The organism is Oribacterium sp. HCP28S3_H8 (assembly GCF_052064775.1).
Taxonomy (GTDB): domain Bacteria; phylum Bacillota; class Clostridia; order Lachnospirales; family Lachnospiraceae; genus Oribacterium.
This window is the reverse complement of sequence record NZ_JBQHUZ010000024.1, coordinates 1-2,113: the sequence shown is the minus strand read 5'-3', so window position 1 is coordinate 2,113 and position 2,113 is coordinate 1. Positions and strand designations below refer to the sequence as shown.

Below are 2,113 nucleotides of genomic sequence, written 5' to 3'. Positions count from 1 at the left end.
GTGCACCGACACTCCCTGCCGGGTCACCTGCGTGGCGTATTTGGGGAGTCGGCACCGCCCGGAATCGACACATTGTAGATACCGCTCCGCCGCGAGCCTGCCAACCATGAACCCCGCCGAGGGGGGCGCGGGAATACCCCGCTGGTAGTGAATCGCCGTCGGGCGAGCCCCACGCACCACCACCGCATCCCCCGACACCGCGAACTCACCATCGGACCCGTCCGAAAGCTCCACCCGAGTCACCTCGAACACCGGGCCGGGCAGCACGATCCGCATACACTCCGCTGTGGACACATCCACGTTGAACCACTCGCCCCGCCACAGCGTCGGCTCGCACCGCAAACACTGCTCAACCCCCGGGTGATACACCGCCGGGCACACCCCGAACTGCCGACCCGTCAGCGCCCACAGAATCTCCGTAGCCGTATCCACAGCCAGGCGGGCCACATCCTCTTTACCCTCCGGGATAGGGGGGAAGCACGACATGTCTACCGGCCACTCGCAAAGGTCACTCATACCGGTAATGCTACCAACCACGACACCCCTCCCCGGGTCGGGAAACGAATAAACCCCGCCCCCGGGTAATGATGGTCCTCCGCACCCATACGCCGGATCAATCGCTGCTCACCACAAGACAACGAGATCACAAGGCCACAAGGGGCGACGGTCTCCACACCATCATCAACCAGGAACGGGGCTCATTCGGACAATCCCTCATTCTCGGCGCGATACTGCCCACCAGCCGGGCGGCAAACTCCCCGCCGAGCACCACAGCGGTTGAAAACACCCGACGGTGAAGCAGCATCGCACCACCAGCATACAACCACGAATCCCCCGCCGTGAGTGGACAGCGGGGGAATCATGGGTACGCGCAAGAAAAAATGGTTTCTTGTCACCACCGCAACATCTGGAAGCGGAGGCAGCGACCCTAATCGGTAGGGCCACCACCCACCACTATACCGGATGATTAGGCAGCGGAGAAATACGGGGACGGCACGGTAAGCTCCACCGCGCCCTTCGTCACCTCCGGGGGTGCGATGGTGGTGCGCTGCATCAACAGGTGGGTGCGAGCAGGCACCGGGGCGAGCAGGCGACCCGCGCTACCATCCGCACCCGGCACGACGTTATAGGGACCCTGGCCCCAATGAGCACCGCTGCCGGTGTACGCCGACACGGTAACCTCCGCCGCGTCGGTGCCGTTGATGGTCAGGTCGCCCAGGGTAGCACCACGCACCCAGGGGAGCAGGATGTACCACCACTGACCGCCAGTCTTACCACCCTCAACAGACTTGAAAATGTCGTCGTTTTCCGGCACCTCGCAGTCATCACCGCCGCCAGTACCGGCCCACAGCTCCAGCGCCACGGAACCGGAAGTGTTGCCACCGGTCTGCTGTAGGAAACCCGCGGTGTCGCCGTCAGCGTCGAGAACCGCCGCCTGGTCGGTGAACATCGTCAGCAAGTCCGGCTGAATGCCGCACAACTGGAGGGTGAGGTTGTAGCGCTTGAACTGGTCTTCGGTGCGGTCGGTCGCGCACACGACACCGGACGCGTTCTTCTGCTCGATGTCGTCACCATCGGAGGTTTCGCGCTCCATGCCGAACTCGATGAAGCCGTCGGTGACGATCTGGTTCTTCGGGCCCTTTAGGGGGAGTCCGCAGCGGCCCACGCGGGTCGCGCGCATCCGGAAGCCCTTAATAACCGGGAGTGCTTGGTTGATTGCAGCCATTGTTTAGCCGTCCTTCTTAGTAGTCGTTTTCTTGGCGGACCGAGCCGCCGGTTTATCCTCTTCGAGGACACCAGCCGCCACAGCGGTATCGCGGGTGACGCGGAGCGCCACGCCACGCGATGCGGTGACCGTCTGAACCTCGCCAGCGGCGACGAGCTTCGCCGCTACATCTTGGAAATCCTGCTGCCGACCCATGATGGGCGACACCGTCACCACATCCTGTCTCTTATACACATCTCCGAGCCCACGAGACCGCTGTTGACATCTGGTATGCCGTCTTCTGCTTGAAAAACGGGGGGGGGGGGGGGGGGGGGGGGGGGGGGGGGGGGGGGGGGGGGGGGGGGGGGGGGGGGGGGGGGGGGGGGGGGGGGGGGGGGGGGGGGGGGG

3 protein-coding genes are annotated in these 2,113 nt (G+C 64.7%); all 3 read right to left on the bottom strand.

Annotation, left to right across the window (positions count from 1 at the left end; all coding sequences use genetic code 11):
- Positions 1-537, bottom strand: a 537-nt coding sequence (locus ACTNEN_RS13255; protein ID WP_441206948.1) for a hypothetical protein, incomplete at its 3' end; no start/stop codon positions are given.
- Between the two features lie 430 nt (positions 538-967).
- Entirely contained in the window at positions 968-1,726 is a 759-nt protein-coding gene (locus ACTNEN_RS13250; protein ID WP_441031769.1) for a hypothetical protein, read from the bottom strand.
- Between the two features lie 3 nt (positions 1,727-1,729).
- On the bottom strand, positions 1,730-1,960 hold the full coding sequence (locus tag ACTNEN_RS13245; protein WP_441206947.1) for a hypothetical protein: 231 nt from the start codon (positions 1,958-1,960) through the stop codon (positions 1,730-1,732).
- Positions 1,961-2,113: the final 153 nt, after the last annotated feature.